The organism is Lentzea albida, from assembly GCF_900111005.1.
GTDB lineage: Bacteria > Actinomycetota > Actinomycetes > Mycobacteriales > Pseudonocardiaceae > Lentzea > Lentzea albida.
The window spans coordinates 104,818-129,788 of record NZ_FOFV01000001.1; the positions used below are offsets into that span (position 1 = coordinate 104,818).

The 24,971-nt window shown below is 69.7% G+C and carries 20 protein-coding genes; 11 read left to right on the forward strand and 9 right to left on the reverse strand.

Annotation, left to right across the window (positions count from 1 at the left end):
* The first annotated feature begins 2 nt into the window (after positions 1-2).
* Genes BMY74_RS00565 through BMY74_RS00585 form a run of 5 tightly spaced genes read left to right on the forward strand, consistent with a single transcriptional unit; the run spans position 3 to position 4,614 of the window.
* Positions 3-242, forward strand: coding sequence for an acyl carrier protein (locus BMY74_RS00565; RefSeq protein WP_089907749.1), 240 nt, complete (start codon positions 3-5; stop codon positions 240-242).
* Positions 235-969, forward strand: coding sequence for an SDR family NAD(P)-dependent oxidoreductase (locus BMY74_RS00570; RefSeq protein ID WP_089907752.1), 735 nt, complete (start codon positions 235-237; stop codon positions 967-969). Before BMY74_RS00565 ends, BMY74_RS00570 begins: the two co-directional genes overlap by 8 nt.
* Entirely contained in the window at positions 966-2,339 is a 1,374-nt protein-coding gene (locus BMY74_RS00575; RefSeq protein WP_089907755.1) for an AMP-binding protein, read from the forward strand. Before BMY74_RS00570 ends, BMY74_RS00575 begins: the two co-directional genes overlap by 4 nt.
* Positions 2,336-3,391 (forward strand): LuxE/PaaK family acyltransferase, encoded by a 1,056-nt coding sequence (locus BMY74_RS00580; RefSeq protein WP_089907758.1) that lies wholly within the window; start codon positions 2,336-2,338, stop codon positions 3,389-3,391. Before BMY74_RS00575 ends, BMY74_RS00580 begins: the two co-directional genes overlap by 4 nt.
* Entirely contained in the window at positions 3,388-4,614 is a 1,227-nt protein-coding gene (locus tag BMY74_RS00585; RefSeq protein ID WP_089907761.1) for an acyl-CoA reductase, read from the forward strand. Before BMY74_RS00580 ends, BMY74_RS00585 begins: the two co-directional genes overlap by 4 nt.
* Positions 4,615-4,617: 3 nt before the next feature.
* On the opposite strand, the gene BMY74_RS00590 is transcribed toward BMY74_RS00585, so the two are convergent.
* From BMY74_RS00590 to BMY74_RS00605, 4 genes are all read right to left on the reverse strand, one after another.
* Positions 4,618-5,169: a hypothetical protein gene (locus BMY74_RS00590; RefSeq protein WP_089907765.1), complete on the reverse strand. Its 552-nt coding sequence runs from the start codon at positions 5,167-5,169 to the stop codon at positions 4,618-4,620.
* Positions 5,170-5,319: 150 nt separating this feature from the next.
* Positions 5,320-6,870, reverse strand: coding sequence for a DUF8189 domain-containing protein (locus tag BMY74_RS00595; RefSeq protein WP_089907768.1), 1,551 nt, complete (start codon positions 6,868-6,870; stop codon positions 5,320-5,322).
* A gap of 126 nt (positions 6,871-6,996) precedes the next feature.
* On the reverse strand, positions 6,997-8,169 hold the full coding sequence (gene lhgO, locus BMY74_RS00600; RefSeq protein ID WP_089907770.1) for an L-2-hydroxyglutarate oxidase: 1,173 nt from the start codon (positions 8,167-8,169) through the stop codon (positions 6,997-6,999).
* Positions 8,170-8,298: 129 nt separating this feature from the next.
* Positions 8,299-9,045, reverse strand: coding sequence for a glycosyltransferase (locus BMY74_RS00605; RefSeq protein ID WP_089907773.1), 747 nt, complete (start codon positions 9,043-9,045; stop codon positions 8,299-8,301).
* A gap of 278 nt (positions 9,046-9,323) precedes the next feature.
* Between BMY74_RS00605 and BMY74_RS00610 the strand changes: the two genes are divergently transcribed.
* Positions 9,324-11,426 carry a glycosyltransferase family protein gene (locus BMY74_RS00610; protein ID WP_143091400.1) on the forward strand — a complete coding sequence of 701 codons (2,103 nt, stop codon included), beginning with the start codon at positions 9,324-9,326 and terminating at the stop codon, positions 11,424-11,426.
* Positions 11,427-11,485: 59 nt separating this feature from the next.
* On the opposite strand, the gene BMY74_RS44720 is transcribed toward BMY74_RS00610, so the two are convergent.
* Positions 11,486-13,087, reverse strand: a complete 1,602-nt coding sequence (locus BMY74_RS44720; RefSeq protein WP_177229504.1) for a PLL family lectin — start codon at positions 13,085-13,087, stop codon at positions 11,486-11,488.
* Between the two features lie 180 nt (positions 13,088-13,267).
* On the opposite strand from BMY74_RS44720, the gene BMY74_RS00620 reads away from it, so the two are divergent.
* Positions 13,268-15,514: an alpha-N-acetylglucosaminidase gene (locus BMY74_RS00620; protein ID WP_177229505.1), complete on the forward strand. Its 2,247-nt coding sequence runs from the start codon at positions 13,268-13,270 to the stop codon at positions 15,512-15,514.
* A 75-nt stretch (positions 15,515-15,589) separates the two neighbouring features.
* On the opposite strand, the gene BMY74_RS00625 is transcribed toward BMY74_RS00620, so the two are convergent.
* Complete coding sequence (locus BMY74_RS00625; protein WP_218159492.1) at positions 15,590-16,561, reverse strand: Gfo/Idh/MocA family protein; 972 nt, start codon at positions 16,559-16,561, stop codon at positions 15,590-15,592.
* Positions 16,558-17,655, reverse strand: coding sequence for a DegT/DnrJ/EryC1/StrS family aminotransferase (locus tag BMY74_RS00630; protein WP_089907779.1), 1,098 nt, complete (start codon positions 17,653-17,655; stop codon positions 16,558-16,560). Before BMY74_RS00630 ends, BMY74_RS00625 begins: the two co-directional genes overlap by 4 nt.
* A 225-nt stretch (positions 17,656-17,880) precedes the next feature.
* Between BMY74_RS00630 and BMY74_RS00635 the strand changes: the two genes are divergently transcribed.
* Positions 17,881-18,894: a lysylphosphatidylglycerol synthase transmembrane domain-containing protein gene (locus tag BMY74_RS00635; RefSeq protein WP_177229506.1), complete on the forward strand. Its 1,014-nt coding sequence runs from the start codon at positions 17,881-17,883 to the stop codon at positions 18,892-18,894.
* 229 nt (positions 18,895-19,123) lie between these two features.
* Here BMY74_RS00635 and BMY74_RS00640 read toward each other — a convergent pair whose 3' ends face one another.
* Positions 19,124-19,927: an HAD family hydrolase gene (locus tag BMY74_RS00640; protein WP_089907785.1), complete on the reverse strand. Its 804-nt coding sequence runs from the start codon at positions 19,925-19,927 to the stop codon at positions 19,124-19,126.
* Positions 19,928-19,994: 67 nt separating this feature from the next.
* Here BMY74_RS00640 and BMY74_RS00645 point away from each other — a divergent pair, with 67 nt between their 5' ends.
* The 3 genes from BMY74_RS00645 to BMY74_RS00655 all read left to right on the forward strand — a co-directional run bounded on the left by BMY74_RS00645 (position 19,995) and on the right by BMY74_RS00655 (position 24,275).
* Positions 19,995-20,900, forward strand: coding sequence for an LLM class flavin-dependent oxidoreductase (locus tag BMY74_RS00645; protein ID WP_089907787.1), 906 nt, complete (start codon positions 19,995-19,997; stop codon positions 20,898-20,900).
* A 115-nt stretch (positions 20,901-21,015) separates the two neighbouring features.
* Positions 21,016-22,200 (forward strand): UDP-galactopyranose mutase, encoded by a 1,185-nt coding sequence (glf, locus tag BMY74_RS00650; protein ID WP_089907790.1) that lies wholly within the window; start codon positions 21,016-21,018, stop codon positions 22,198-22,200.
* 170 nt (positions 22,201-22,370) lie between these two features.
* On the forward strand, positions 22,371-24,275 hold the full coding sequence (locus BMY74_RS00655) for a glycosyltransferase (protein WP_256557322.1): 1,905 nt from the start codon (positions 22,371-22,373) through the stop codon (positions 24,273-24,275).
* Positions 24,276-24,332: 57 nt separating this feature from the next.
* Here the strand turns inward: BMY74_RS00655 and BMY74_RS00660 are convergent, their stop codons facing one another.
* Positions 24,333-24,905, reverse strand: a complete 573-nt coding sequence (locus BMY74_RS00660) for an MmpS family transport accessory protein (protein WP_089907793.1) — start codon at positions 24,903-24,905, stop codon at positions 24,333-24,335.
* Between the last annotated feature and the right edge of the window lie 66 nt (positions 24,906-24,971).

Consider the following 24,971-nt stretch of genomic DNA (forward strand, 5'->3'; position numbering starts at 1 on the left):
CGATGGCCCTCAACGACCGTCTTCGTGGTGTCTTCGTGGACGCCCTCCAGCTCGACGACTCCGTGGACGTCGAGAACCTGAAGTACCGCGACATCGACGAGTGGGACTCGGTCGGCCACATGGCGCTCGTCGCCGCCATCGAGGACGAGTTCGACGTCCAGTTCGAGACCGAGCAGGTCATCGACATGAGCAGCTTCAAGGTCGCCGTCGACATGCTGAAGGGCTTCGGCGCGGGTGAGTGATTTCACCGGCAAGGTAGCGGTCGTCACCGGCGGCACGCGCGGCATCGGCTTCGCCACCGCCGGGCTGCTGGCGGAGGCGGGTGCGACGGTGGTCATCACCGGCCGCGACCGCGAGACCGCCGAGAAGCGCGCCGCCGAGCTGGGCGAACGCGTCCACGGCGTGGCGCTCGACGTCGCCGACTCCGCTGCCGTGAAGGACGTCTTCAAGGCCGTCGCGAAGGAGCACGGGCGCATCGACGTGCTCGTGGCCAGCGCCGGTCTGCTCGAGGGCGGCCTCATCGGCATGCTCACCGACGACCACGTGTCGAAGACGCTGACCACGAACGTCGCCGGCGCCATCGGCTCCGTGCAGGCGGCTGCGCGCGCCATGATGCGCAAGCGCACCGGCTCGATCGTGCTGATCGGGTCGATCGTCGGCGAGCGCGGCAACGCGGGCCAGATGGTCTACGCGGCGTCCAAGGCGGCGGTGGTCGCGGCCGCGAAGTCCGCGGCGAAGGAGCTCGGCAGGCACGGGATCAGGGTCAACGCGGTCGCGCCCGGCGTGATCGCGACCGACCTGATCTCGGAGCAGTCCGACGAGGTGCTGGAGCGGATCAAGGGCGACACCGCCCTCGGCCGGCTCGGCACCGCCGAAGAGGTGGCCAAGGTGATCCGGTTCCTGGCGAGTGACGACGCGTCGTTCGTCACCGGTCAGGTGCTGGGCATCGACGGAGGTTTGGTGCTGTGACGCTGCTGCACGCTCAGGCCCGCCTGCGTGACGCCGCGACCGGTGAGCTGCTCGGCGGTGCCGAGCTCGCCGGTCGCGTGTCCGAGGCGGCGAAGGAACTCGCCGATCTGCCGTCCGGGGTGCTGTTCCTCCGGGTCGGCCTGGACCTGACGAGCGTGCTGCGGTACCTGGGTGCGTTCGAGGCGGGCCGCGCCGTCGCGCTGCTCGACCCGGCGCAGGACCGCGAGGTGCTGGACGGGCTCGTGTCCCGGTTCCGCCCCGCGGCCGTGCTGGGCGTCGACGACGAACCCGCGCCGGGCTACACGCAGGACTGGGTGCGCGAGGACGTGGACGGCGTCGCGCCGCACCCCGACCTGGCCGTGATGCTCCCGACCAGCGGGTCCACCGGCAACCCGAAGTTCGTGCGGCTCTCCCGCTCGGCGATCCTCGCGAACGCCGACGCGATCGCCGAGGTGCTCGGCATCGACGAGAACGAGGTCGCGCCGACCAGCCTGCCGCTGCACTACAGCTACGGCATGTCCGTGCTGAACAGCCACCTGCGCAAGGGCGCGACGGTGCTGCTGGAGGGCTCCGGCGTGGTGGCGCGGCCGTTCTGGGACGCGGTCACGCAGTACGGCGTCACGTCGCTCGCCGGCGTGCCGTACCACTACGAGATGCTGCGCCGGCTGCGGTTCGACCCGGCCAAGTACCCGACGCTGCGCACCCTGACGCAGGCGGGCGGCAAGCTCCGCACCGACCTCGTCAGCGAGTTCAACGACAAGATGCGCGCCGTCGGCGGGCAGATGTTCGTCATGTACGGCCAGACCGAGGCCGCGCCCCGGATGGCCACCGTTCCCGCCGACCGGCTCGCCGAGAAGATCGGCTCCGCCGGTCCCGCGCTGCCCGGTGGCGCGTTCGCGATCCGCGACGAGGACGGGAACGAAATCACCGAGCCCGGTGTTGCCGGTGAAGTGGTGTACCGCGGTCCCAACGTGATGATGGGCTACGCCGAGTCCGAGGCCGAGCTCGCTCTCGGCGACGAGACCGGCGGCGTGCTGGTCACGGGTGACCTGGGATACCTCGACTCCGACGGGTTCCTCTACATCACCGGCCGGCTCAAGCGGATCGGCAAGGTGTTCGGCAACCGGGTCAACCTGGACGACCTGGAGCAGATCGTGAAGGGCTTCGGCGCGGCCGCCGCCGTGCCCGCGGGCGACAAGGTCGTCGTCTTCCTCGACAGGGCCGAGAAGGACACCTGCAAGCAGGCCGCGAAGTTGTTGTCCGAGACGCTGCACCTGCACGTCACGGGCTTCGACGTGCGCCCGGCGGAGGGTTTCCCGCAGCTGCCCAGCGGCAAGATCGACTACCGGTCCTTGGAGGCACAGGTATGAGCGTCTTCGGGCGCAGTCAGGCCGAGCGCGAGACCGCGCTGCTGGCGGAGCTGACCGAGCTGACCGAGCACCACCGCGCGCACTCCGAGCAGTACGACCGCATCCTGTCGTCGCTCGGGATCAAGTCGGGCGAGAAGTTCGGGTCGCTGAACGACCTGCCGTGGCTGCCGGTGCGCATGTTCAAGACGCACGAGCTGAAGTCCATTCCGGACTCCGAGGTCTTCAAGGTCCTCACCTCGTCCGGCACGACCGGCGGTGGCGCCTCGCGGATCTACCTCGACAAGGAAGCCGCCGGGGTGCAGACCAAGCAGCTCGGCGCGACGCTGCAGGAAGTGCTGGGCGGCAAGCGACTGCCGATGCTCATGGTCGACACCATCAGCATCATCAAGAACCGCCGCTCGTTCTCCGCGCGTGGCGCCGGCGTGCTCGGCATGGCGACGTTCGGCCGCAGCCACGTCTACGCGCTGGACGAGAACGACCAGCCGGACGTCGAGGCGGTCAAGGAGTTCCTCGCCAAGCACGGCTCCGAGCCGTTCCTCATCTTCGGCTTCACCTTCATGGTGTGGCAGTACCTCTACGAGGTCGCGCGCGAGCACAAGCTCGACCTGTCGAACGGCATCCTCATCCACTCCGGTGGCTGGAAGAAGCTCATCGACATCGCGGTCGACAACTCGGAGTTCCGCAAGCGCTTCGCCGAGGACACGGGCCTGACCCAGATCTACAACTACTACGGGATGATCGAGCAGATCGGCACGGTCTTCCTGGAGGGCCGTTCGGGCAACTCGTTGTACTGCCCGGACTTCGCGGACGTCATCATCCGCAACCCGGACACCTGGGACGAGCAGCCCGTCGGCGAGCCCGGTGTCATCGAGGTCGTCTCGACGCTGCCGCGCAGCTACCCGGGCCACGTGCTGCTGACCGAGGACCTCGGTGTGGTGCACGGGATCGACGACGGCGACTGGCCGGGCAAGCGGTTCTCCGTGCTCGGCAGGCTCCCGCGCGCCGAGGCCCGCGGCTGTTCGGACACCTTCTCTGGAGCTGTTGCCTCATGAAGCGCCGTTTCCCCGCAGGCCCCGACGTCTCCTCGGTCGACGAGCTCCTCGCGAGCATCTCCGGCGAGCCCACCGGAGGCCGGCTGAAGGTCGGCGACGAGCGGATCGTCGACTTCCTGGTGAAGTTCGCGCGCAAGCTGCTCGCCCCGCAGATGGCCCGCCGCTACCCGGAACTGGCCTCGCTGGGCTTCTTCCTGCGCCGCGGTGAGATCAACAAGGTGCTGAAGCAGCTGGAGACGCCCGCCGGTGTCCTGCGCTTCGGCCGCGGTCTGGTCTTCCACATCCCGCCCGCCAACGTCGACACGATCTTCGTGTACTCGTGGGCGCTGTCCGCGTTGGCCGGCAACAGCAACGTCGTGCGCATCTCGCCGCGGTCCGCCGGTGCGGCCGAGGCCGTCGTCGAGGCGCTGAACGACGCCCTGAAGGACGCCCACCCGGCCGTCGCGGAGACCCAGGTCATGGTCACCTACGACCGCGACGACAAGGTGACCGCCGCGCTGTCCGCCGCGTGCGACCTGCGCGTCATCTGGGGCGGCGACCGCGCCGTCAACGAGGTGCGCAAGCTGCCGCTGGCGCCGCACTCGCGCGACGTCACGTTCCCCGACCGCGCCTCGTTCGCGCTGATCTCCGTCGACGGCTGGACCAAGGCGACGCCGGAGCAGAAGCGGGAGGTGGCCGTCGGGTTCTACAACGACTCGTACTGGTTCGACCAGGCCGCCTGCTCCTCGCCGCGCGCGCTGTTCTGGGTCGGTGACGAGGTGGCGGGCCAGCAGGCGCGCACCGAGTTCCGCGCCGAGCTGAGCGCCGTCCTCGCCGCCAAGCACCACGTCGTCGAGCCGGCGATGGCCGTGCAGAAGCGCGTCTCCGCCTACGGTGTCGCCGCGGACGGCCACGCGAAGTCCATCTCGTTCGACGGCAACGCCGTGGCGACGCTGGAGCTGACCGAGGCCGCGGACGTGCCGCGCGAGTGGCTGGGCGCGGGCACCTTCCCGTTCGCCACGTTGCCGAGCCTGTCCGCGCTGGTGCCCATGGTGCAGCGCAAGGACCAGACGCTGTCGGTGTTCGGCTTCTCCCAGGAGGAGCTGGAGGCACTGGCGCACGAGCTGGCCGGGCGCGGCATCGACCGGATCGTGCCGTTCGGCAACGCGCTGACGTTCTCCGACCACTGGGACGGTTTCGACCTGCCCGCGGAGTTCACCCGCCTGGTGACCGTCCAAGCCTGACGGTCAGAGGAGTGCGGGGGTGCAGTCGGTCTCGACCGCGCCGAGCTTGATGCGGAAGACCTCGTCGGTGTCCCCGAAGAAGACGAACTCGGGGTTCCCGGCGAACGAGTAGGCGGCGTTGTCGGCCACCTCGGCCTTCCAGCCGTCGTCGTACTCGGTGGCGTCCGGGTAGGCGCTCCGCACGTCGGCGTAGGTCGATCCGACGCCGATCCCCCTGGAGGTCTTCGCTCCCGCGGGCAGGGTGATCCGGACGACGCCGTACTTCCTGGAGACGGCGACGGCGTCGTCGGCGACGCAGGTGCGGTCGCCGGCGCTCGCCCAGGTGAGGTCGGTCAGGCCGGCCTCCCTCGCCTCCTCCAGCGTCATGCCGAGCTTGAGCGCGCCGTAGCCGAGGCGGTTGCGGTCGTCCGCCTTCGCGACGGCCCGCGGTGGGGTGGTCACCGTCGTGGTGCTGGGAGAAGTGGTGCCGCCCGGCGCCGGGACGTCCGGTGTGGACGTGCACGCCGCCAAGCCGAGGGTGGCGGCGGCGGTGATCAAGGCGAGCGAGCGGTTCACGTCTTTTCCCCCAACGACATCGTCCTGCTCGGGTCGCCGTGTCCGCCCCACCCCCAGCGGAGCGGACACGGGCGACCCGTCCCCTGGAACAGCACTCTGCCGGTGACGCCTGCAAACCGTCTGCAAGTTCGCTGGTGATCCGCGGCCCGGTCAGCTGCTGAGGTAGGACCAGGTCTTGCGGAACGCGCCACCGGCGTCGTCCTGCCACGTGGTCATGACGGAGCCGTCGGTGAAGCGGGCGTAGGCGGCCTTGGCGCCGTTGGCCTGGCGGCCGATGACGGGGTCGGAGGCGAGGTTGCCACCGATGTCGTCGATGCCCGCGAAGTTCTCGCCAGCGGTGTGCTGCCACGCGGTGACCATGTGGCCGTCGGCGCGGCGGACGAACACCTGCATGGCGTCACCGGAGAGCTGGACGGCGGGTGCGCCGAGGACCTGCCCGAGGTCGCCGCGGACCAGGGCGGAGTCGCTGAACGCGCTGCCGGGGCTCGTCTGCCACTTGTGCCACAGCTGACCGTCGGTCCCGCGGACGAAGACGACCTTCGCGCCGTTCGCCTTGGAGATCGCGACCGGGTCACCGGCGAACGCGCCGCCGAGGTCGGCGGTGGTGAACGCGCCGCCCGGTTCGGTCTGCCACGCGGTGATCAGGTGGTTGTCGGAGCGGACGGCGAAGACGGTGAACCGGCCCTCGGCGTCGACCTGGACGGACGGCTTGCCGATGATCGTGCCGAAGTCGTCGCGGACCAGCGCGGAGTCGCTGAACGCGCTGCCGGGGCCGGTCTGCCACTTGTGCCACAGACGGCCGTCGGTGCCGCGGAGGAAGACGACCTTCGCGCCGTCCGCCTTGGTGATCACGACCGGGTCGCCGGCGAAGTCGCCGCCGAGGTCGGCACCGCGGTCGATGGCGCCGTCCGGGCCGTCCTGCCACAGGTGGATCAGGTGGCCGTCGTCGCGGCGGGTGAAGACGTTCATCTGGCCGAGGCCGTCCACGTGGGCGGACGGCGTGCCGACGGCGTTGGTGGGGAGGGCGGTCCAGCCGCTCCAGCCGGAACCCGCGCCCGACTGCCACGAGGTGACGAGCTTGCCGGTGTTGGTGTCACGGGCGAAGACCTGCATCGCTCCGTTGCCCTCCACGACCACGGCCGGAGCCTCGTTGCCCGCGACGGTGACGTCGTCGACGATGTTGTCGTAGCGGATCGGCGTGAACCGGGCGGCGAAGGCGGCCGACCAGACGGTGCGGTGCGCGTAGACCGGGTCGCCGCCGTGGTTGAGCACGATCGGCTGCGTCCGCGCCGCGTCCGCCCACCCCGCGAAGATCGCGACGTGCTCGTCGTACTTGTTCAGCGCGTCACCGGGCTTGAGTTCGGACCGCGGGATCACGTGCGAGACCTGGTCGAGGGTGTAGGTGGTGCGGGAGGAGCTCAGCCCCCACGCCATGGACGTCATGCCCGAGCAGTCCATCCGGTAGTCGCCGTACCGGTTGGTGTAGCAGCCGCCCTGGTTGTAGGTGACGCCCGCGTCGATCCACGACTGCGCTCTGGCGATCACCTCGCTGCGCGTCACCGACTTGTTCGTCGAGTACGTGCTGCACGACAGCAGGATCAGCGGGTCGCCGCTCTGCTCGGCCGCGGTGGCCGGCGCCTGCGCCCCCAGGATCGCCGCGAAGATCGCGGTGGTCGCCACCGCGGTGGTCCGGATGTCCATCTCGTTGCCCCCTCAGTCGGTCCGCCGGACTCCCCGTCCGGCACGACCAACGATGTGGGCCACAGCTGCAAGGCACCTGCAAGCAGCCTGAAGACGACGTTGCAGGTCACTTGCAGGTCCTGCAGGTCAGTCCCGCACCAGTCCGGCGACGTGCTTCGCGATCTCCAGCGCACCCGTGGCAGCGGGCGACGGCGCGTTCAGGACGTGGATCTGCCGCGGTGCGGACTCGATGAGGAAGTCGTCGACCAGCGAGCCGTCCGGCAACATCGCCTGCGCCCGCACGCCCGCTTCGGCGCGCACCAGGTCCGCCTCGCCGACGGCAGGCACGAGACGGGCGAGACTCGCCGCGAAACGCTTGCGGGACAACGACCTCAGCACCTCTTCGACACCGGTCCGCGCGAACCGGCGGGCCAGCTTCCACGTGCCGGGGAACCGGGCGACGTCCACCAGGTCGGCGGGGGAGAGGTCACGCCACCGGTAGCCCTCGCGGCGCAGTGCCAGCACGGCGTTCGGGCCCGCGTGCACACTGCCGTCGATCATGCGGGTCAGGTGGACGCCGAGGAACGGCAGCGCGGGGTCGGGGACCGGGTAGATCAGGCCGCGCACCAGGTTCCTGCGGTCGGAGCGCAGTTCGTAGTACTCGCCGCGGAACGGCACGATCGTCGCGGCCGGTCGCAGTCCGGCCAGCCGGGCGACGCGATCGCTGTGCAGGCCGGCGCAGTTGATCAGCGCGTCACCGCGGACCACCCCCTGCGGCGTCGCGACCTCCACCTCCTCGCCGCGGGTGCGGATGGCGAGTGCAGGTGAGTGCAGGCGCAGGTCGTGGCCGTCGAGGTCGCGGACCAGCGACGCGCAGACGGCGGGGAAGTCGACGATGCCGGTGCTCTCGACGCGCAGCGCGGCCACGCAGGAGACCTCGGGTTCGTACTCGCGCGCCTCCGCCGCGGTGATCAGCTTCGCCGGTACGCCGTTCGCCTCCGCGCGCGACGCGAGAGCGTGCAGGCGGGGGACCTCCTCGGCGTCGGTGGCCACGACCAGCTTGCCGCAGATCTCGAACGGGACGCCGTTCTCCTCGGCGTACCTGGCCATCGACGCGTTGCCCGCGACCGACATGCGGGCCTTCAGCGATCCGGGCCGGTAGTACAGGCCGGCGTGCAGCACACCGCTGTTGTGGCCGGTCTGGTGCCTCGCCCAGCCGCCCTCCTTCTCGAGCACGGTGACCGCGTCGCCGCGCAGCGCGAGCTCACGGGCGACCGAGAGCCCCACGATCCCGCCCCCGATGACGATCACCTGACGCACTCGGCACGCTCCTGTTCTCCGGCGGTCGCCTGAGAATAACCAGGCCGGCGGCGCGGATCAGCGAAAACGACGATGCGCACGTGCCGTCACATCGGCACGTGCGCATCGGGGTGCGGGACCAGCGGCGCGTCAGCGGCCGTGCGTCCTGCGGTGCAGCTTGCGGATCTTGAACAGGCCGATGCCCATCGAGTAGGCGTCGTGGAACACGCGGATCGTGCTGCCCGCGCCGGTGTGGATGCGGCGGAGCTTCACCGGCACCTCGACGGGGTGGTTGCCCTCGAGTTCGGCCAGGTAGACGAGCTCCGTCGTGAGCAGGAAGCCGGGCGCCGTGAGCTTGCCGACCACGCCGCGCGCCCACGTCCCGTCGAGCACGAACGTGCCCTGCGGGTCGCGGGTCTTCATGCCGAGGATCACCCAGCGCAGGACCAGGAAGCCGGTGCTCAGCACCGCGCGCAGCAGCGTGCGGTCCATGTCCGACTTCGGGTGGGCCTTGGAGCCGATGATGACCTTGTGCTTGTTCAGCCCGATCTTCTGCGCCTCGTCGAGGTCGTCGAACCCGAACGGCAGATCGTCCGCGCTCAGCACGACCGACGAGCCGCGGGAGGAGCCGATGCCCTTCTTCAGCGCGTGGCCGAGGCCCTTCTCCGAGTGCAGCACGCGCAGTTCGACGCCGTCGAACTGCCAGTCGCGCTCCAGCTTGTCGAGCAGCTCCGGCGAACCGTCGGTCGACCCGTTCTCCACCACGAGGATTTCGGAGTGGGTTCCCTGGAGCCGGTCACCCAGCTCCTTGAGCGTGGCCTCGATCGCGTCCGAGCTGTTGTACGCCGGGATGACGTAGCTGAGCGCGAGCTGATCGGTGGGCTCTGGTGTTCCCACAGTTTCTCCCTGGCAGACTGTGTCCGGGCGGTCTTACACGACCGTAACGGCGAGCAACTTTAACGTGACCCCGGAATGCCCATTGGCTCGGGCATGCCCGAAGTGGCGCCGCACCTGAAAGGATCTTGATTGTGACTCTCACGGAACCCAGAGCCGCCGACCGGTCAGGGGCGGCTGATCCGGGGGAAGGCGTGCAGGCGGGTTCGCGGAGTCGCTGGACGGGCATTTTCACGGTCGCGGGGATTGTCGCATTCGTCGCCGTCGTCGCCCAATTGCCGTTGATCCGGAATCGGATCTTCTACTACTGGGACGACTCGGCCGCGGCGTTCCTCCCGCACTGGTACCGCATCGGTGAGCTGCTGCGGCAGGGCGACTGGCCCACGCTGATGCCCGAGAGCTGGATGGGCGGCAACTACGCCAGCGAGGCCATGCTCGGCCTGTGGAACCCGGTGTCGCTGGGCAACTACGTGGTCGTCTCGCTGCTGCCGGACGTCGCCGTCGCCGCCACGTTCGTCAAGACCGAGTTCCTCGTGCTGCTCGCCGTCGGTGTGTACCTGCTGGCCAGGGAGTACGGCGCCGCCCGCGGTGCCGCCGCCGTCGTGGCGACCGCCCTGCCGTTCTCCGGCTACACGCTCTTCTTCGACGCCTCCGCGTGGGTCGCCGGCCTGATGGCCTTCGCCTGGCTGCCGTGGGTCTGGTGGGCCGCCCGCCGGTTCGCGACCGGGAAGTCGAACCCGATCTGGCTCCTCGTCTTCGGTTACCTGGCGATGACGGTAGGCAACCCCTACGGCGCTCTCGGTGTCGTCTTCATCCTGCTCGGCGTCGCACTCGAGCTCGTGGTGCGCAGGAACTGGCGCAAGCTCGGCCACCTGGTCGTCGCCGGTGGCCTCGTCGGCGCCTCGTCGCTGGTCGTGTTCTTCCCGCTGCTCGGCAGCGCCGCCGTGACCTGGCGCACCGACAACTCGATCCGCAACGACGGCTTCCTGGTGCCGAACCTCGCCGACCTGCTCGGCATGAGCGCGCCCACGTTCCAGGCCCAGTTCAACACCTGGACCGGCAGCTGGATCAGCTTCCCGATCACGTACCTGGCGTGGTTCGTCGTGCCGCTGGTGCCGTGGCTCGCCTGGTCGGTGCTGCGCGACCGCTGGCGCGACTACCTCGGCCTCTACGTGTTCGCCGGCATCTACCTGCTGCTGCTCATCGGCCCGTCGAACCTGTGGCTGTTCCGCTGGCCCGCCCGTCTGCTCGAGTACTTCTACCTGCCGCTGTCGGTGGTCGTCGCGCTGCTGCTGACCAGGGGCTTCCAGACGTCGGCGTGGCGGGTCCGCGCCGTGCTGACCGGCGTCCTCGTCGGCCTCGGCTTCTACCTGTCCGTGGCGTCGACGCCGATGGCGTGGCGCTGGCACGGTCTCGCGACGGTCGTGGTGCTGGTGCTGCTGGGCGCCGTCCTGTACGCGGCCCGCTCCAAGCCGAAGCTGGTCGCGGTGGCGCTCGTCTTCGGCACGGCCGCCACGCTGGGGCTGCAGGTCGCGCACTACCGGGGCAACCTCAACGTCAACCCGTGGAACTTCCCGCACAACGTCGCGGAGATGAAGCAGAACTTCGACGAGCGCTACCAGGGCAACACCCTGCTGGTGGCGGACCTCGGCGTGCTCGAGAAGAACGCCGGCGGCATCTCGCCCGAGACCTCGTGGCAGCACGCGCTGTTCGGCTCGCAGTGGGAGATCGCGGGCGTCGACGCGCTCAACTCCTACACCGGGCTCGGGTACTCGGCGTTCTCCGAGACGTTCTGCATGAACTACTTCGGCGGCACCTGCCCCGCGGCCTACAACGCCCTGTGGAAGAACGCCGGGTCGTTCTCCACGCCGCTGGCCGACGCCGTCCGCCTGCAGACCGTCGTGGTCGCGAACGGGTACGTCAAGGAGAACGGGCCCGAGCGCATCCCGCCGGGGTGGTCGCTGCAGGAGCGCAACTCCGTGGTGACGGTGCTCAAGCGCGACGCGCCGCTGCCGTTCGAGGGCTCGCGGTTGTCGTACGCGTCGCCCGGCGTGCAGGTGTCCTCCGCCGCCTCCACCGGTTTCGAAGGGGAGCGGGTCTCCTACCGCGGCTCCGGCAAGGTGCTCTTCGCCGCGCTCGCGTGGCCCGGGTGGACGGCCACTGTGGACGGCAAGGACGTGAAGGTGGAGCAGGGACCCGCCGGGTTGATCCAGCTCGACCTGCCCGCGTCGTCCGGTGAGTCCACCATGGAGCTCACCTTCTCGCCGCCGGGGCTCGGCTTCGGGTGGAAGCTGCTGGTCGGCGCCCTCGTGCTCGGGCTGGCGCACGCCCTGTTCGTGGCCGTCACCTCGCGGCGGCGTTCGCGGACGTCCTCTCAGGACTGAACGTTCGGAGAACAGTGAGGGGGCCGGTCGGATGACCGGCCCCCTCACTGCTTCCCGGGTCAGCTGAGCAGGTAGGACCACGTGCGGTTGAACGGGGCGCCCGGGTTCGCCTGCCAGGTGGTCATGATCGAGCCGTCGGCGAACCGGGCGAAGACGGCCTTGGCGCCACCGGCCGTCATGCCGACGGACGGGTCGCTGGAGAGGCTGCCGCCGATGTCGTCGAAGCCCTGGTAGACGCCGCCGCTCGTGCTGCTCTGCCAGGCGGTCGCGAGGTGCCCGTCGGCGCGGCGGGCGAAGACCTGGACGAGGCCGTCGGGGTTGACCACGGCCGCGGGTGCGCCGGTGACCTGGCCGAAGCCGGTGTTGACCAGGGCGGAGGCGGGGAAGGCGCCGCCCTTCTCGTTCTGCCACTTCACCCAGAGCCTGCCGTCGGTTCCGCGGACGAAGACGACGAACTCGCCGTCGGCGGTGCGGACCGCGGCCGGGTCGCCCGCGAAGTCACCACCGAGGTCCCACTGCACCCACGCGTCGGTCTTGCTGGGCTGGGCGGCCATGACCAGGTGGCCGTCCGCGCGGACGGTGAACGCGGTGAGCAGGTTGTTCTCGTCGACGAGGACGGACGGCTTGCCGGTGACGACGCCCAGGTCGGGGTGCACGAGCGCGGACGGCTGGAACTCGCCGTCCGGGGTGTTCTGCCACTTGTGCCAGAGCCTGCCGTCCGTGCCGCGGAGGAACACGACCTTGTTGCCGTTGGGCTGCTTGAGCGCGACCGGGTCGCCGGCGAAGTCGCCGCCGAGGTCCCACCACGTCTTGATCTCGCCGTCGGGGCCGTCCTGCGCCATCTGGACGAGATGCCCGTCCCCGCGGCGGGAGAACGTGATCATCTGCTCCCGGTGGTCGAGCAACGCCGAGGGCGTGCCGGACATCGGGACGTTCATCGGGGTGTGCCAGCCCGCCCAGTTCTGACCGGGGCCGGTCTGCCAGTTCGTGGCGAGCAGGCCGCTGTTGCGGTCGCGGTTGAAGACCTGCATCGCACCGCTGGGTTCGACGACCACCGAGGCGGCCTCGTTCGTGCGCACCATCGCCTCCGCGATGATCGCGGCGTCGTTGGCCTGCACCTCGTAGCGCTCGGGGAACGCGGAGCGCTGTACCGCCTGTGCCACGTCCCCGACCGGCCTGTTCTGCCAGCCGGCCACGTTCGTGACCATGTAGTCGAGGAACTTGTTGGTCGCGTACACCGGGTCGAGGCACTGTTCCCTGGTGCCCCAGCCCATGCTGGGACGTTGCTGGAACAGCCCGACCGAGTCCCGGTCGCCACCGTCGAGGTTGGCGTTGGAGGTCTCGACGATCGTGGTGGCCAGCGCGATCGTGGCGGCGCGCAGGGGGAGGCCCCGGTTCATGGCCGTCTGGACGACGACTCGGGCGCACGAGGTGTTGTACGCCGTCATGTGGCCGCGCATCTTCGCGGTCAGCAGGCCGTTGAGCGCGACGGCCTGTGCGGCGTCCTCGGCCGTCGGGCCGCCCGCGACGCAGGGCAACGCCGGGAACTCGGCCATCACCTGCGCCGGTGACAGGTCGCTCGGCGCGCCGGCCGCCGTCCCCGTGCCGACCAGCAGCGCCGCCAGTGCCGCCGTGACGTGTGCGGCGATTCTCTTGCCCATCGTCCTGTCCCCCAGGATTTCGTTGTCGGAAGAAGCGATGACGCGAAGACTCGTGCCTGCGCCTCCAGAACTCCTGCAAGGGGACGTGCAGCGCATTTGCAGACGATCGCAGCGAAACGGAAAAGCCGGCAATTCGCAGTCTTGCGTAATACACCAACGGGTGTGGGCGATGGGATGATCGTGGACATCGGTCGGGGTGGGCCACGCTGGATCGTCGGCGTGGTCATGGTCGTGGTGCTGCTGGCTGCCCTGGTGGTGATCACTTCCTCGGGCAGGTCTCCCGACCAGGAACCGACGGACTCGCCGGCCGCCCGCGCCGCGATCACCCGCCTGCTCGGCGGTGACGAACGGCGCGCCGCGCAGTTCGAGCTCCAGCGCCTGCCGTCGCGGCCGGGCGTCGCCGACTCGTTCGGCATCGGCGGCGAGGACGGGCGCGTGGTGCTGTCCGGTTCGAGCGACGTCTCGCTGCTCTCCGGGTTCGGGTGGTGGCTGAAGTACGTCGCGGGCGGGCACCTGTCGACCAACGGCGACCGGATCGCGCTGCCGGAGACGTTGCCCGCGCCCTCGAAGCCCATCAACCGGCGCACCACGCTCACCGACCGGTACGCCTACAACTTCACGGTCTTCGGCTACACCACGCCGTACTGGACGTGGACCGAGTGGGAACGCGAGATCGACTACCTCGCGGTGAGCGGGGTGAACCGCGCGCTCGTGCTCGTCGGCCAGGAAGCTGTCTGGTACGACACCTTCCAGTCGTTCGGGCTGTCCGAGTCCGAGGTGCGGGCGTGGATTGCGCAGCCGTCGCTGCAACCGTGGCAGTGGTACGGCTCGACGAGCGGCTACGACCCCACCGGCGGCGTGCACGCGGGCCCGGTGAGCCGGGAGCTGGTCGAACGCCGCGCCGAACTGGGCAGGCGGATCGCCGACCGGATGCGCAGCCTCGGCATCTCGCCGGTGTTCCCCGCGTTCTCCGGCCACGTGCCCGACAAGGTGTTCGCCGAGCGCAACCCGGACGCGCACGTGATCCCGCAGGGCGGTTACTCGGGCCACCCGAGGCCGTACTGGCTCGACCCCACCGACGCCCTCTACGGCAAGGTCGCGGCCCGGTTCTACGAGGCGCAGACCGCCCGGTTCGGCGACACCACGCACTACTCGAACGACCTGCTCCACGAGGGCGGCGAGCTGGGCGGCGTCGACCTCGGCGACGCGGGCCGCGCCGTGCAGGACGCCCTGACCGCCGCACACCCCGACTCGACCTGGGTGCTCCAGGCGTGGCAGGACAACCCGATGCGCGAGCTGATCGAGGCGATCGACCGCAGGCGGGTGCTGGTGCTCGACCTCGACGCCGACGACGGCCCGGGGTGGAAGCGCAAGGAGAAGTTCTGGGGCGCGCCGTGGGCGTGGGGGACGATCCAGAACTTCGGAGGCAGGCTGGGGACGTTCGGCAACCTGCACGAGCCGGGACGGACGCTGCCGGAGGTCCGCAAGGCGGGTCCGGCCGTGCGCGGTGACCTCGTCGGCACCGCGATGGTCCTGGAGGGCACGCACCTGAACCCCGTGGTGCAGGACCTGTTCGGCGAGATGACGTGGCGCGAGGACCCGGTCGACCTGGACTCGTGGGTCACCGACTACGCGAAGCGCCGCTACGGCGTCGATGACCCCAACCTGCGCGAGGCGTGGAAGACGCTGCTCAAGACCGCGTACTCGTTCCGCGCCACCAACCACGAGAGCGGCGAGGGCCCGCACGAGAGCCCGTTCGTCGCGCTGCCGTCGCTCAAGATGACGTCGGCGTCCAACTGGGGCCCGAAGGTGCCCCGCTACCCGGCCGAGGAGTTCGAGCCCGCCCTGCGGCAGCTGCTGAAGGCGCCCGAGTCGGTCCGGCAGCTGGAGACCTACAAGTACGACCTGGTCGACGTGGCACGGCAGGTGCTCGCGGACCGCGGCCGCGCCAAGCTCACCGAGATCGCCGAGGCGTACGACGCCAAGGACCTCGCCACGCTGGACACCACGACCGACGAGTTCCTGGCGCACATGACGCGCACCGACGAGCTGCTCGGCACCCAGCGCGACTGGCTGCTCGGCACGTGGCTGAGCTCGGCGAGGGCCTGGGGCAGCACCGACGCCGAGAAGGCCGTGCTGGAGCGCGACGCGCGCGGCATCATCACCATCTGGTCGGAACCGGCGTGCGGGGTGCTGCGCGACTACGCCAACCGCGACTGGGAGGGCCTGGTCGGCGGTTACTACCTGTCCCGGTGGCAGCGCTACTTCGCCGAGCTCGCCGGCACCGTGGAGGCGGGGAAACCGCCCGTCATCGACTGGTGCGCGGTCGGGCGGGAGTTCACGTCGCAGACGACCGAGTACGCCACCGAACCCGCCGGGTCGACCTACGAGGTGGCGGCGCGGATCGCCGAGGAGCTCGGCCTCTAGTCACGGCAGCACCGGTCCGGACACGCGAAGGGGCCACCGGCACAAGTCCGGTGGCCCCTCGATCGCACCAGCGGGTCAGGCGAGAGCCGACGCCGTGGCCTCGTGCACGACCTTGTGCGCCGGGAGGATCGCGTTGCGCTCGGCCAGCACCTCGTCCGAACCCGCGCCCAGCTCGAGCAGGTTCAGGAAGTGGTTCAGCTGCGCGGCCAGCGGCTCGGCGCTCTGCAGGATCGTCGGCAGCTCGATGACGGTCTGCGACTGGTAGCCGACGCCGTCCGCCGCGGGCGAGTCCGCCACGTGCCGGTAGATCGTGATGTCCCGGCGGAGCAGGTCGATCTCGATCAGGCGGTCGATCTCCAGCACCGAGATCTGCCGCACCTTGCGCTGGCTGATCCGCGACGCCGAGATCGTGGCGAGGGCACCGCTCTCGAACGACATGGTGGCGTCGGCCGAGTCCTCGGACTGGTTGTCCTGCGACTGCTTGTGGAAGAAGCCGAAGGAGCCCTTGACCGCGGCCGGCGCGTTGCCGACGAAGCGGATCGCGAGGTCGACGTCGTGGATGAGCAGGTCGCCCGCGACACCGGTCTTGATCCGCGGCACGAACGGCGAGTGCCGCATCGCGTTGATCTGCACGACCTCGCCCACGAACTGCTTCGCGGTGAGGATCGCCGGGTTGAAGCGCTCGAGGAAGCCGCAGACGAGCGGCAGACCGCGCTTCTCCGACTCGGCGACGAGCTCCTGGGACTGCTCGTACGTGGCGGCCAGCGGCTTCTCGATCAGCAGCGGCTTGCCGAGCTCCAGCGCCTGCTTCGCGATCGCGTAGTGCGCCTCGGTGGCGGCCGCGATGACGACCGCGTCGACGTCCTTCAACCCGTCCAGCGAGTCGGTGTAGTCGATGCCGAAGCGGTCGGCGATGGCCTGACCGGTCTGGGCGTTGTGCTCCACGACGAACTTGAAGTCGACGCGGTCGGACTGCGACAGCACGCGGGCGTGCAGCGAGCCCATGGTTCCGGCGCCGACAAGGGCGACCTTGGGACGGGCGGTCACGCGCCGAACACCTCTCGGACGGACGAGACGATGGTCTCGAGCTCGGCGTCGGTCAGCTTCGGGTGCACGGGCAGCGAGAGCGCCTGCTCGGCGACCTTCTTCGCGACCGGCACGTCGGAGGCGATGACCTGGGGGTTGTCCCGGTAGCAGTCGTAGTCGAACACGAGCTTCGGGTAGTAGGTGCCGTTGCCGATGCCCTTCTCGGTGAGCTTCGCCGCGAGCTCGTCGCGGGTCACCGGGGCGTCGTCGCCGACCAGGATCGTGTACTGGTGCCACACGTGCTCGCGGCCCGGCAGCACGGCGGGGACCGTCAGGCCCGTCACGCCGTCGAGGCCCTTGGACAGCGCCTCGGCGTTGCGCCGGCGCGCGTCGGTGAGCTGCTGCAGCTTCTCGAGCTGCGGGATGCCCAGCGCCGCGTGCAGGTCCGTGAGGCGGTAGTTGTGGCCCGCCATCTCGTACTGGTAGCGGGCGCGCATGCCCTGGTTGCGCATGACGCGCAGCTTGTCCGCCAGCGCGTCGTCCGACGTCGTGATGACGCCGCCCTCGGCGGTGGTGATGTTCTTGGTGGCGTACAGCGAGAAGCAGCCGATGCCGAACGAACCGGCGGGCTTGCCCTCGTACGTCGCGCCGACCGCCTGCGCCGAGTCCTCGACGATCGTCAGCCCGTGCTGCTGCGCCAGCGGGACGAGGCGGCCCATGTCGGCCATCTGGCCGTACAGATGGACCGGCATGAGGACCTTGGTGCGGTCGGTGACCGCGGCGGAGACCTTCTCCGGGTCGATGTTGAAGTCGACCGAGTCGATGTCCGCGAACCTGGCGGTCGCGCCCGCCTCCAGGATCGCGTTCAACGTGGCCACGAAGGTGAACGGCGTGGTGATGACCTCATCACCCGGCTGCAGGTCGAGCGCCTGGATGGACGCGACCAGCGCGGTCGTGCCGTTGTTGACGGCGACCGCGTGCGGCACACCGGCAACGGAGGCGAAAGCGTCCTCGAACCGCTTGACCATCGGTCCCTGTGCGATGACACCGGAGCGGAGCACTTCCAGCACGAGCGGCTCGGCGTCCTGGACGTCGACGACGGTAATCGGAATCATGCAGCAGACTTTCCACTTCCGGAGACGGTTGGATGCGTCCGGTACAGTTACCCCGGTGTTACTGCCAGGTGCAGACCAGGCGCGGACCACAGGCTACCTGCCTGATGGAGTGATCCTTCTCAGGGTCCGTAGTGGATCCGAAACACAGAAGTTACGACCCTCATGGACGCCCAGCCCGCCGTGCCCGGCCCGCCGCTGGGGAGCGAAGCAGGAAGCGGAGAACCGATGACCGTCGAGCCCGACGTGGCTGATACCGACGCCCGGCAGGTCGCCCCTCCGGCTCCGGCCAGGACGCGCAAGGCGGTCGTCATCGCCTGGGCGAAGCGGGTGCTGATCGTCGCCGTGCTGGCCGCCGCCGTCTACTCGGTCTACTCCCAGTGGGACGAGGTCTACCCCACGCTGATCGCACTGCCGTGGCCGTCGCTCGCCCTGTCGCTCGTGGCGGTCTTCGCCGGCATCTTCCTCGGCCCGCTGGTCTGGAAGATCGTGCTGTCCGACCTGGGCGCTCCCGTCCGGTTCATGGACGCGTCGAAGTTCTACCTGGTCGGCCAGCTGGGCAAGTACATCCCCGGCGCCGTCTGGGCCGTCCTGCTCTCCATGGAGCTCGCCCGCGAGGCGGGCGTCAACCGCGCGCGGAGCTTCACCGCGGGCCTGGTCGCGACCGGCATGGGCGTGCTCGCCTCGCTGATCGCGGGCCTCGCCGCGCTGCCCGTCATGCTGGGCGGGCGCCCGGAGTCGAACCAGCTGTTGTGGCTGTTCCTCCTGCTGGCCGTCGGCCTGCCGTTCCTGCACCCGCGCCTGCTCACGTGGTCGGTCAACCTCGTGCTGAAGGTGCTGCGCAAGCGCCCCCTCGAATCGCAGTTCACCGCGGGCAAGATCCTCAAGGCGCTGGGCGCGGCCGTCGCGATCTATCTCTGCTACGGCGTGCACCTGTGGCTGCTGGTCGACTCGCTGGGCTCGCCGCGCCTCGACACGCTCGTGCTGTCCGCCGGCGCGATGGCGCTGTCGATGACGGCGGGCCTGCTGGCGTTCTTCCTGCCGTCCGGCCTCGGCGCCCGCGAGCTGGTCATCACCGCCACGATCGCGACCGTGCTGCCCCTTCCGCAGGCCATCGCGCTGGCGCTGGTCTCGCGCCTGATGTTCACCGTCGCCGACCTGGCCGCGGCCGGTGCGGCGGCGCTCCTGGCGTACGTGCAGAAGCGCCGCGGCGTCCCCGCGCCGGTTCCTGCCGAGGACTGACGGCCACCTGCCTCGACAGCCGCCTCCGAGAACGCTCGGGGCGGCTGTCGTGGTTTCCGAGGGGTCTAGGGCGTGTGTCGAAGTCCGATCCGCGACAGCCGGGCCCGAGGCGGCCCCTGGCGGCACGGCCGGAACGCCCACGTACAACACCGGTACGCGGCCGCTCCGGCCGCACCACCAGGAACCACCTCAAGCGCGACTCTCATCGAACCGGACTTCGACACGCGCCCTAGAACCAGCGCTCCAGCACCTGGGCGACGCCGTCCTGGTCGTTCGTGCCGGTGACCTCGTCGGCCACCTCCAGCAGCTCGGGGTGCGCGTTGGCCATCGCGACGCCGTGGCCGACCCACCGCAGCATCGGGATGTCGTTCGGCATGTCCCCGAACGCGATCACGTTCCCCGCGGCCACCCCGAGCCGCTCCGCCACGTCGGCCAGGCCGCTGGCCTTCGTCACGTCCCGTTCGGACACCTCGATCAGCCCGGCGTTGGTCGAGTAGGTGATGGCGAACTCGTCGCCCAGCACCGCCGTCGCGGCCGCCGCCATCTCGGCACTGGTCATGCCCGTGTGCCTGACCAGCAGCTTGATCGCCGCGTGCCCGAGCACCTCCGCCCGCGAGGCGACGTCGTGGCTGTCCGGCCAGGCGTGCTTGTACCGCTCCTCCGCGACGAACGTCTCGACGTCCGCCGCCCGTTCGCCCACCCGCTCCGCGGCCACCGCGCACTCCGGGAGCGCCGTGTCGAGGGCGCTGACGAGGTCGTGCAGCCGGATCGGGCTGATCCCGCGCTGCCAGACCACGCGGTCCGCGCCGACGTCGTAGAGCACCGCGCCGTTCGCGCAGACCGCGTACCCGGTGGCGCCGAGGTCGTTCGCGACGCGCGGGACCCAGCGCGGCGGACGGCCGCTGACCAGCACGAACGGGGTTCCGTCCGCCAGGACCCTGCCCACGACGCGTGCCGTGTGCCCGCTCACCCGCTCGTTCGTCCCGAGAATCGTGCCGTCCACGTCCGATGCCACCAGCGCTGGTTTCTCCACGAATCCATCCTCGCCGATGCCGGAAGTGGATTCGTCGACTGGCGGACCACGTCGCTAGGGTCGCCGGGTGCGAGTTGGCGTGGTGATCCTGCCCGAGTACCGGTGGTGGGTGGCGGAACCCAAGTGGAGAGCGGCCGAGGAGCTCGGCTTCTCCCACGCGTGGACGTACGACCACCTCGGCTGGCGCACGCTCGTCGACGGTCCGTGGTTCTCGGCCGTGCCGACCCTCACGGCGGCCGCGGCGGTGACGTCGAGGCTCCGGCTCGGCACCCTCGTGGCGTCCCCCGTCTTCCGCCACCCGGTGCCGTTCGCGCGCGAGGTCCTCACGCTCGACGACCTGTCCGACGGCCGGCTCAACCTGGGCCTCGGCTCGGGCGGCACGGGCTCGTACGACACGACCGCGATCGGCGGGCAGGAGCTCACGGGCGGGCAGCGCGCGCAGCGGTTCAGCGAGTTCGTCGAGCTGCTCGACCTGCTGCTGACCAGGGACAGGACCACGTGGAAGGGCGAGCACTTCGCCGCGGAGGAGGCCCGCGGCCACCCCGGCTGCGTCCAGCGGCCGCGGGTGCCGTTCGTCGTGGCCGCCGACGGACCGAAGGCGATGAACGTCGCGGTCCGCTACGGCACCGGCTGGATCACCACCGGCTCGCGCAGGCTCGAGAACCCCGGCTACGAGGACTGGTGGCGCGGGGTCGCGCGGGTGACCAGGCGGTTCGACGACGAGCTCGCGTCGATCAACCGCGCGCGGGGCACGATCGACCGCTACCTCAACCTCGACTCGGCGCCGGTCTACTCGCTGTCGAGCGTCGAGGCGTTCCAGGACGCGGCCGGCCGGGCGCGCGAGCTCGGGTTCACGGACCTGATCGTCCACTGGCCGCGCAGCGAGGGCGTCTACTTCGGCCACGAGACCGTGCTGGAGCAGGTGGCCGGGGACGTGCTGCCCGGTCTCGCGGAGTTCGAGGCCAGGGGCTGACCGGCGTGATCGCGATCCCGTCGGCCTGTCGCCCGCGTTTTACCTGATCAAGGCTCTACGATTCGTAGAGGGGGCGTTTAGGGCGTGTCGTGCGGCACAGGTACCCTGCCCATTCGTGAGCTTCGCTGGTTTTGACCTCATCGTCGTCGGGTCCGGTTTCTACGGACTGACCGTTGCCGAGCGCACCGCCTCCCAGTTGAACAAGCGGGTGCTCGTTCTGGAACGTCGTTCCCACATCGGTGGCAACGCGTACTCGGAAGCTGAGCCCGAGACAGGGATCGAGGTGCACCGCTACGGCGCACACCTCTTCCACACCTCGAACAAGAGGGTCTGGGAGTACTGCAACCAGTTCACCGAGTTCACCGGCTACCAGCACCGCGTGTTCGCGATGCACAACGGCACGGCGTACCAGTTCCCGATGGGCCTGGGCCTCATCACCCAGTTCGTCGGCAAGTACCTGTCCCCGGACGAGGCCCGCGCGTGGGTCGCCGAGCAGGCGTCGGAGATCGACACCAAGGACGCGACCAACCTCGAGGAGAAGGCGATCTCGCTGGTCGGCCGTCCCCTGTACGAGGCGTTCATCCGCGACTACACCGCGAAGCAGTGGCAGACCGACCCGAAGGAGCTGCCGGCCGCGGTCATCAGCCGCCTCCCGGTCCGCTACAACTTCGACAACCGCTACTTCAACGACACCTACGAGGGCCTGCCGGTCGACGGCTACACCGCGTGGCTCGAGAAGATGGCGGAGCACGAGAACATCGAGGTCCGCCTCGACACGGACTTCTTCGACGTGAAGGACGAGATCCCGGCGGGCACGCCGATCGTCTACACCGGTCCGGTCGACCGCTACTTCGACTACTCCGAGGGCTGGCTCGGCTGGCGCACGCTCGACTTCGAGCAGGAGGTCGTGCAGACGGGCGACTTCCAGGGCACGCCGGTCATGAACTACAACGACGCGGACGTCCCGTACACCCGCATCCACGAGTTCCGCCACTTCCACCCGGAGCGGGACTACCCGAAGGACAAGACGGTCATCGTCCGCGAGTTCTCCCGCGCCGCGGAGAAGGACGACGAGCCGTACTACCCGATCAACACGGCCGAGGACCGCGAGAAGCTCGAGCGGTACCGCGTGCTGGCGAAGAAGGAAGCGGCCGAGAAGAACGTGCTGTTCGGCGGCCGTCTGGGCACCTACAAGTACCTCGACATGCACATGGCGATCGGCGCCGCGCTGAGCGCGTTCGACAACAAGATCGCGCCGCACCTGAACGAGGGCACGCCGATCAACGGCGACCTCGACTGATGTCGGTTTAGTCGCATTTTCGCCCGGCCGTACAACCTGTGCGGCCGGGCGATCGTCATTCCTCAGTGAGTACTATGGGCGCCTGACGCGCCGCGCCGCGACTCTACGTGGCGATAGCCATCCATGAAGCTGACCCGAACCGCCCGAATTCGGTTCGCCGGAGGAAGCACGTGACCGAGCAGGCCAAAACACCAAGCGCCACCAAGATCAGCTCGACTCAGGTCCTGCAGCGGGTGATCATGCCGCGCGACGAGGACCCGCTGGACGTGCGTCCGCTCTACCTCGACGAGCCGGCGAGCGTGCACAGCCACGTGTCGGGCCGCCGCGCGGTGACGGTGCCGACCTCGGCGAAGGTGTCGTTCGCGTCGTACTTCAACGCCTTCCCCGCGAGCTACTGGAAGCGCTGGACCATCGTCGAGGACGTCGTGCTGCGCCTGCGCGTGCGCGGTGCCGGTCGCATCGACGTCTACCGCTCCAAGCCCAACGGCGACATCGTGCACCTCGACGGCCACGTCGTGCGCAGCCCGAAGTCGTACTCCGACGTCGCCATCAAGGTGTCGCTCAAGCCGTTCGAGGACGGTGGCTGGATCTGGTTCGACGTCTTCACCGACGACACCACGATCGAGATCGAAGAGGCGGCCTGGACGACGGAGCAGGAGCTCCCGGCGCAGACCGTCGCCATCGGCATGACGACGATGCGCCCGGTCGACGCGGTCATCGCACTGCGCGCGCTCGGTGAGGACCCGGCCGTGCTGGCCGTCCTGAAGAAGGTCTTCGTCGCCGACCAGGGCGCCGTCAAGGTCCGCGACACCGAGGGCTACGCCGAGGCCGTCAAGGCGCTCGGCGACAAGCTGGAGATCATCGAGCAGGACAACCTCGGTGGCTCCGGCGGCTTCACCCGCGGTCTGTACGAGGCGATCGAGCACACCGACGCCGACCAGATCATGCTGATGGACGACGACATCCGCCTGGAGCCGGACGCCGTCCTGCGCTCCAACGCGTTCGCGCGCGCCTCGGCCCAGCCGGTCATCGTCGGTTCGCACATGCTGAACCTCCAGGCCCGCGCCCGACTGCACAGCATGGGCGAGGTCGTCGACCTCGGCACCTGTTACTGGCGCGCGGCGCCCGGCGCGGTCACCGACCACGACTTCGGCACCGAGTCGCTGCGCGAGACCGAGGAACTGCACGCCCGCATCGACGCCACCTACAACGGCTGGTGGATGTGCCTGTTCCCGCGCGAGGTCGTGCAGCGCACCGGCTACCCGCTGCCGCTGTTCATCAAGTGGGACGACGCGGAGTACTCGCTGCGCGCCCTCGAGCGCGGCTACCCGACGGTCTCGCTGCCCGGCTCCGCCGTGTGGCACATGCCGTGGACGGACAAGAACGACGCCACCGACTGGCAGGCGTACTTCCACACCCGCAACCGCCTCGTCCTCGCGGCGCTGCACAGCCCGTACGACGTCCGCTCCACGCTGCTCAAGCAGGGCCTGAAGCTGTCGCTGCGGCACCTGCTGTCGATGGAGTACTCCACGGTCGCCGTGCAGCAGAAGGCGATCGAGGACTTCCTGGCCGGCCCGTCGAAGCTGTTCGACTCGCTGCGCACGGCCCTCCCGGAGATCCGCGAGCTCCGCAAGGACTACTCGGACGCCCAGGTCCTCCCGTCGGCGCGCGAGTTCCCGGCCCCGACGTTCGACATGGTGCGCGCCGAGCAGATGCTGACGCCGCCCACGAACCCGGTCACCATCGCCTCCGAGGCCGCCAAGGCCCTCATGCACAACCTGCGCGAGCCCCAGGCCGCCACGGCCGAGCGCCCGCAGATCAACGTGCCGGCGACCAACGCCCGCTGGTTCCTCCTGGGCAACCTGGACAGCGCCACGGTCTCCAACGCCGACGGCAGCGGTGTCGCGTTCCGCAAGCGCGACCCGAAGGAGTTCCGCCAGCTGATGAAGCGCGCGGTGCGCAACTACCGCCGCCTCTCGGCCGAGTGGCCGCGGATGCAGAAGGTGTACCGCGACGCGCTGCCCGAGCTGACCTCGGTCGAGTCGTGGCGCAAGGTGTTCGAGGCCAACAGCTGATCTGCTGGTCGTGCGAGAAGGCCCCCGGAGCACCGGGGGCCTTTTCCGTTTCTCGGGCTACTTGCCGAGCGTGCCGATGTTCTCGTTGACGTTGACGACGGCGTACTGGCCGGAGGACTTGCCCTCCTTGACGACCTTGCCGTCCACGGTGATCTTCGCGGTGATCTCCGGGGTGCCCTTGCCCGCCTGAGCCATGACCGAGACCACCTGCAGTGCCTCGCCGGTCGGCAGTTCGATCGTCTTCGACCAGGGCAGCTTGACGTCGCCCTCCTGCTGGATCGAGGTCATGCCGTCGGTGGTGTAGGTGATGTTGTTCGCCGTGCCGGCGCCGCCGACCTCGTAGACCACGGTTTTCTTGGCCGCCGGTGCGGGCTTCTGAACGGCCGCAGGTGCCTCGACCTCTGTCGTGCCGGTACCCGCGCTGGTGGTCGGCTCCGGGCTCTTACCGCCGTTGGCGACACTGCTGATGATGATCAGCAAGAAGATCGCACCGATTACCCACGGCCATTTCTTGGTCTTTTTCTGCGGCGGGGGCGGCGCGAAGTACTGCGGCTGGCCAGGGGGCATCGGCTGCGGGTATTGCTGCTGGTAGGGCTGCTGCGGCCCGTGCGGCGGCTGAGGGTACGACATGGTGAGGGGCTCCCGACAGATGGATCAGTGGCCGGACTGCGCGACCTGTTGATCCGCCTGTCGCAA